Genomic DNA, 6,000 nt, shown 5'->3' on the forward strand with positions numbered 1-6,000 from the left:
ACGGACACTGTGCGCGTGGACTTCTCGTTCCGCTACCGCATCTTCCCTGGCTGCGAGGCATTTTCGCGGTAATTGTGCATAGTGCTGTCACCGGCCGGGATCTCGCATCGATATGGGCAATTGACCAACTTGTCGGCAAATGAAGAGCAACGCCCAAGGCTCTTGACCTACTTGTTACCGCTGGGTACAACTACGTGACCATGCCGACGCATACCGCTCGGTCGGCCCATGAAGAAATGCAACGCAGTTGGTAACGGACGTCATCACGATCGATGCGGATTTCGCGGCCGCACGCAAAGCCCTGTGGGACTTTTTCATGGACCCGCAGACCTACAGCAGAATGTTCCTCGGCATCGGCGATTGCGAACGTGCGGAAACGTCGGACACGCACCCCGTTCTGCTGTTCCGCGCACGGCACGCCGGCACCGAGCTCACCGTGCCCGCGCTGCGGCTCGTCGTCGGCAAGGAGCTGGAAACCTTCGAGCTACAGTGCCCCGGCCTGGGCAGTTTCGCCGCGATCCGGCTGCGCGGCGACGAGGAGCAGTCCCGGATCACCATCACCTACTTCGGCGCGTCCCGCATCCATCCGTGGCTCGCCGAGCGGGACAACGCCGAGGTCATCGCCTGGACCATGGCCGGGCTGGAGCGCATCGTCGACGCCATCGTCGGCGCGCCGACCTCGGTGCTGGTCAACGGCGAGGAGTCGGCGGCGCGCCAGCAGGTCGGCACCATGAAACAGATGGTGGCGACCGGTGTCGTGCGCACCTTCCGGCCCGACCGGGCGCTCAAGCAGGTCGGCGGGCTCGCCCGGTGGGGCTTCACGCTCGCCGGCGGGTACGCGGCCGCGGCGGGTCACTCGCCGAATCGGCTCGCGGTGATCGATGAGGTCTCGGCCTACACGTTCGGCCAAATGCACGATCGCACCCACGAACTCGCCTCGGCGCTGAGCATGCTCGGCATCGGCGCGCGCGACAAAGTGGGGCTACTCTCGCGCAATCGCGTGGCCATGGTCGAGTGCATGGTGGCCACCGGCAAACTCGGTGTGGACACGGTGCTGCTGAACACCGGCCTCTCGGCCCGGCAGATCGAGGACGTCGCCGATCGGCACGGGCTCTCGGCGGTCTTCCTCGACGACGAGTACGACGAGCTGATCAGGTACCTTCCGGCCGGGGTCCCACGTTTCGCCACGGGGCAGGAGTCGGTGTTCGAGCGCTACACCGTGGACGACCTGATCGCCCTCGACGCGCCGACCTTCTCCCGTCCGTCGCACCCCGGCCGGTTGATCGTGCTCACCTCCGGCACCAGCGGAACGCCCAAGAGCGCACAGCGCCCGCAGCCCAAGGGTTTCGGGACCGTGGCCGCGCTGCTGTCGCGGATTCCGCTGCGGATGGACGAGACCATGATGATCCCCGCGCCGCTGTTCCATACCTGGGGCCTGGCGGCGTTGCAGATCAGCACCCCGATCCGGGCGAGCGTGGTGCTGCCGGAACGGTTCGACGCCGAGGACTGCCTGCGGCTGATCGAGGAGCACGCCGTCACCTCGTTGATCGTGGTGCCGGTGATGGTGAACCGAATCCTTGACCTGCCCAAGCACATTCGCGATCGCTACGACACCTCTAGCCTGCGGATCGTCGCGAGTTGCGGTGCGCCCCTGGCGGGCCCGACCGTGCTGCGGTTCATGGACACCTTCGGCGACGTGCTCTACAACGTCTACGGCTCGACCGAGGTGTCCTGGGCCACCATCGCCGACCCGGCCGATCTGCGCGCGGCGCCTGCCACCGCCGGCCGCCCGCCCCTCGGCACGAAAATCGCTGTGCTGGACCAAGATCTGCGTCCGGTGCCGCGCGGTGTCACCGGGCGCATCTTCGTGCTCAACCACATGCTGTTCGACGGCTACACCGACGCCAAACCGCCGACCGAGTCGGGCGGCATGCTCGACACCGGCGACCTGGGCTACCTCGACGCCGACGGGCTGCTGTTCGTCGCGGGCCGCGACGACGAGATGATCATCTCCGGCGGCGAGAACGTCTTCCCCCGCCCGGTCGAGGAGGCGCTGTCGCACCTGCCGCAGGTGAGCGAGGTGGCGGTGGTCGGCGTGCCGGACAAGGAGTACGGCCAGCGGCTCGCGGCGTTCGTGGTGACGCGGGAGGGGTTCGGGCTCGACCGCGACATGGTGCGCAACTACATCCGCCACCGGCTCAGCCGATTCTCGGTGCCGCGCGACGTGACCTTCCTGGAGGCGCTGCCGCGCAACGCGACCGGAAAGATATTGAAGCGCACGCTGATTCAGCCGAGCTGAGCGCGAGCCCAGCCCGGCCGCTGCGTCAGTTCGACCGGCGGACGGCGTCCGGGGTCAAGTCGGCGATCGCCGGGTAGCCGTCGACCGCCATCAGCAGGTCGGCCTCGGCGAGCAGCGTGCGCAGCACGTGCACGATGCCGTCGGCGCCGCCGAGGGCCAGGCCGTAGCAGTACGGGCGGCCGATGCCGACGGCGGTCGCGCCGAGCGCCAGCGCCTTGACGATGTCCGCGCCGGACCGGATTCCGGAGTCGAACAGCACGGGCAGGCCGTCGGCGGCCGCGACCACGCCCGGCAGGTGCTCGATCGCGGGGATGCCGCCATTGGCCTGTCGGCCACCGTGATTCGAGCAGTAGATGCCGTCGACGCCCGCGTCCTTGGCGCGGCGGGCATCGTCGGGGTGGCAGATTCCCTTGAGTACCAAGGGAAGATCGGTGAGCGACCGGAGCCAGGCCAGGTCGTCCCAGGTGATCGGGTTGCCGAACTGCGAAACCCAGGTCAGCGTCGCGGTTTTCGGGTCCTCCTCGGGGCTCTTCGCCAGCATGGCGCGAAACACCGGGTCGCTGAAGTAGTTCGCCAGGCAGTGGCCGCGCAGCTGCGGGAAGTTGGAGGTGCTCAGGTCGCGCGGCCGCCAGCCGGGCACCCACGTATCCAGGGTCACCACAAGGGCTTTGAAGCCGGCCGCCTCCGCGCGGCTGACCAGGCTCTGCGCCAGGTCTCGATCGTTGGGGGTGTAGAGCTGGAACATGCCGGGGGTGTCGCCGAACGCGGCCGCGACCTCCTCGAGCGGGTCGACCGTGAGGGTGGACGCGACCATGGGGACGCCGGTGCGCGCCGCGGCCTCGGCGGTGGCCAGATCGCCGTGGCCGTTCTGCGCGCACAGCCCGATCACGCCGACCGGGGCCATGAAGATCGGCGACGGCAGCTTCAGGCCGAACAGGTCGACGGACAGGTCGCGGTCGCGGGTGGCGCGCAGCATGCGGGGAACCAGGCCGATCTTCTCGAACGCCGTCGCGTTGGTGCGCTGGGTGAGCTCGTCGCCCGCGCCGCCGGCCACGTAGGACCAGATCCCCGGCGGCAGCGCGAGCCGCGCCCGCTCCTCGAGATCGGCGTAGGTCATCGGCAGGGTGGGCAGCACGCCGCCGAGGCCCTGGAAGTAGATCTCGTACTGGTAGTCACCGAAGTTGCCGGTCACGGCGCTCCCTTCCTCGTTTGATACGTGAATGTATCGGATACGTTTGTGTAGCGGTGCGAGTTGGTTCGCAGAGCGTCGTAGAGGGTGAGCCAGCGGTGCGGGTCGATCAGTCCGACGGGTTCGTCCGGGGCGATGCCCGCGGCGGCGCAGGCCGCCCGGACGGGGCGGGTGGGGAACCTCGTGCGCAGCGAGTTGGCCAGTGAGCCGCCGAGGCCGGTGAAGCCGAGTTCGACCACGCGCCGGTAGCCGGGGATCGCCTCGTTCGGCAGGAGCGGGCGCGGCCTGCGGCGCAGGTGCAGGATCGCGGTGTCGACCCGCGGCACGGGGCGGAAGCTCTCGCGGCCGATGTGTGCGCCCAATTCCATTGCGACGGTTGGCCAGTGGGTGACGGTGAGCTTGGTCCACCGGCCGTAGTCGCCGGAGTGCTTGCGGGCGAACTCGCGTTGGGTGAGCAGGGTGGCCGAGGTGAGGCGCCGGGCGTTCAGGCACCAGCGCACCACGTCGGTGGTGATCGCGAACGGTACGTTGGCCACCACCGCGAACGGCTCGTCGGGTTCGCGGACCTCGCGAAAGTCTCGGTGGTACAGGGTAATTCGATCGTGACCGGCGTAACGTCTGCGCAGCAGCTCGGCGTAGCGGGCGTCCTTCTCGTAGGCGCTCACTCGGCCTGCCGAGTTCAGTAGTTGCCTGGTCAGCATGCCGTCGCCGGGGCCGATCTCGAGCACGAGATCCGCAGGCGTGACGCCCGACGAGCGCACGATCAGCCGGGCGGCCGCGACGTCGGCGAGAAAGTTCTGGGACAGACGCTTACGGGTGCTCGCGCGGGCGCGCGGCAGCGAACGATTGCGGGACATGGGTGTCCTCCGAACGGAGTGGTCGAATCAGGGGAAGTGATTCGCCCGGACCCATGCCAGGGCACGAAAATTCGACGGTCATCGACCGCCGGTGCGGCTCCCGATCAGGAGAGTCGGGATACGGGAGCGGAACGGCGCGCTGGCAGAGTCCAGGCCTCCGCGCGCAGCCGCAGGAAGTACACGCCGGCCGCGCACGCTCCGTTCATCTCCAAATTTCCCACGCGGGGAAGATATCCGATCGGCCTGAGAGGACGCGACCGGTTATTCGTCGCGCAGGAATATCGCGGGCGCTCACGACGGACCGTAGGGCACACTGTCGACCATGAACCTGCGTTCGGTGGACGACTTGGTAAGCGCGGGCGACAAGGTGGACTATCTGCTGTTCTGGGGGCATCAGCCGGAGCGGAGCGGACGGATCGGGGCCGGTTGCCTGAGTCAGTGGTGGCCCGCCTCGTTCGTGGTCGACGGCACGGAGTTCGCCTCGGCCGAGCACTACATGATGTGGGGCAAGGCGCGCCTGTTCGGTGACGCGGACAATGCCGCGCGGGTGCTGGCGGCGCGGACGCCGAAGGAGGCGAAGGCGCTGGGGCGCGAGGTCGGGGGATTCGACGGGGCGGTGTGGGACGCGCACCGGTACGACGTGGTGGTCCGGGGCAACATCGCGAAGTTCGGGCAGAACGCGCAATTGCTCGAGTATCTGCTCGGGACGGGGGATCGGGTGCTGGTGGAAGCCAGTCCGGTGGACCGGATTTGGGGCATCGGGCTGGCCGCCGACGACCCGCGCGCCGCGGACCCCGCCCGGTGGCTCGGGCTGAACCTGCTCGGTTTCGCGCTGATGGACGCGCGCGCCGAGCTACACGGCGCTCAGCCCACCGACTGATCCGCGTTCGTCACCCGCTCTTCGTCGGCGCACGCGCGCCACACCTGCGCCTCCTCGTAATGACCCTGCCGATCGAGGAGTTCGGCCAGCCCCGCCATCGCCCGCGGCTCCCGCCGGTTCGCCGCCGTCCGCCACCACCGTTCGGCATCCTCCAGGTCCCCCCGCCGAAACCGGACCACTCCCAGGTCATAAGCCGCCCCGGGATGCCCCGCATCCGCCGCCTGCGCCCACAACCCGCAAGCCTGATCCTCTTCTCCCCGCCCATACATGGCGACCCCGAGATCGTAGAGCGCGGTCCGATAACTGGTGTCCGGCAACGCTTCTGCCTCGACCGGTTTGGTCTGCATGGGCCGAGTGGGCGCCGATTGGATACCGGGCCCGTAATGAGCATCGGAGCCGAGTTGCGGCCGAGGATTGGGCTGCGCGTCGGCGGCAGAGTTCGCAGCCCGCCCCTCGACATGCCCCTCCGAACCCACCTGTGCATCGGTCAGCGAGTGCGCACCCGTGTCGCCGCGTGCGCCCGCAGCGGGATATGCGCCGGCCGCCTGTCGACCAGGCAACGCCTCGGCAGATGACCCCGAGGAAGCGCTTTGCGGTCCCCGACCCAGCTGCGAGTCATCCCCCGAATCCGAGTGCGTGCCGCCCTGCGGCTGCGCAGTGTCGTGCGGTCGCAGACCCGGCTGCGCACCCGTGGGGAAGTACGGACTCGGCTGAATATCGCTGTGCGCGTTCGCATTCGGGTATGCGTTAGCGGGTGGCTGCGAGCCATCGGCAT

The 6,000-nt window shown here is 68.8% G+C and carries 5 protein-coding genes; 2 read left to right on the plus strand and 3 right to left on the minus strand.

The annotated features are described in order from the left end of the window. Positions 1 to 247: 247 nt before the first annotated feature. Positions 248 to 2,299: an AMP-binding protein gene (locus ON39_RS17130; RefSeq protein ID WP_040735253.1), complete on the plus strand. Its 2,052-nt coding sequence runs from the start codon at positions 248 to 250 to the stop codon at positions 2,297 to 2,299. A gap of 25 nt (positions 2,300 to 2,324) precedes the next feature. Here the strand turns inward: ON39_RS17130 and ON39_RS17135 are convergent, their stop codons facing one another. Both ON39_RS17135 and erm read right to left on the minus strand, forming a co-directional pair. After that, positions 2,325 to 3,491, minus strand: a complete 1,167-nt coding sequence (locus tag ON39_RS17135; RefSeq protein WP_040735254.1) for a lactate 2-monooxygenase — start codon at positions 3,489 to 3,491, stop codon at positions 2,325 to 2,327. Continuing rightward, positions 3,488 to 4,345 carry a 23S ribosomal RNA methyltransferase Erm gene (gene erm / locus ON39_RS17140; protein WP_051186737.1) on the minus strand — a complete coding sequence of 286 codons (858 nt, stop codon included), beginning with the start codon at positions 4,343 to 4,345 and terminating at the stop codon, positions 3,488 to 3,490. The genes ON39_RS17135 and erm overlap by 4 nt, the downstream gene beginning before the upstream one ends. Positions 4,346 to 4,667: 322 nt before the next feature. On the opposite strand from erm, the gene ybiA reads away from it, so the two are divergent. After that, the gene (ybiA, locus tag ON39_RS17145; protein ID WP_040735256.1) at positions 4,668 to 5,225 is read left to right on the plus strand and encodes a riboflavin biosynthesis intermediates N-glycosidase; all 558 of its coding nucleotides are present in this window, start codon (positions 4,668 to 4,670) and stop codon (positions 5,223 to 5,225) included. Here ybiA and ON39_RS17150 read toward each other — a convergent pair. Continuing rightward, positions 5,210 to 5,572 (minus strand): tetratricopeptide repeat protein, encoded by a 363-nt coding sequence (locus ON39_RS17150; RefSeq protein ID WP_040735258.1) that lies wholly within the window; start codon positions 5,570 to 5,572, stop codon positions 5,210 to 5,212. The two genes, ybiA and ON39_RS17150, sit on opposite strands and share 16 nt — an antisense overlap. Positions 5,573 to 6,000 lie beyond the last annotated feature (428 nt).

The organism is Nocardia tenerifensis NBRC 101015, assembly GCF_000308715.1.
Lineage (GTDB): Bacteria > Actinomycetota > Actinomycetes > Mycobacteriales > Mycobacteriaceae > Nocardia > Nocardia tenerifensis.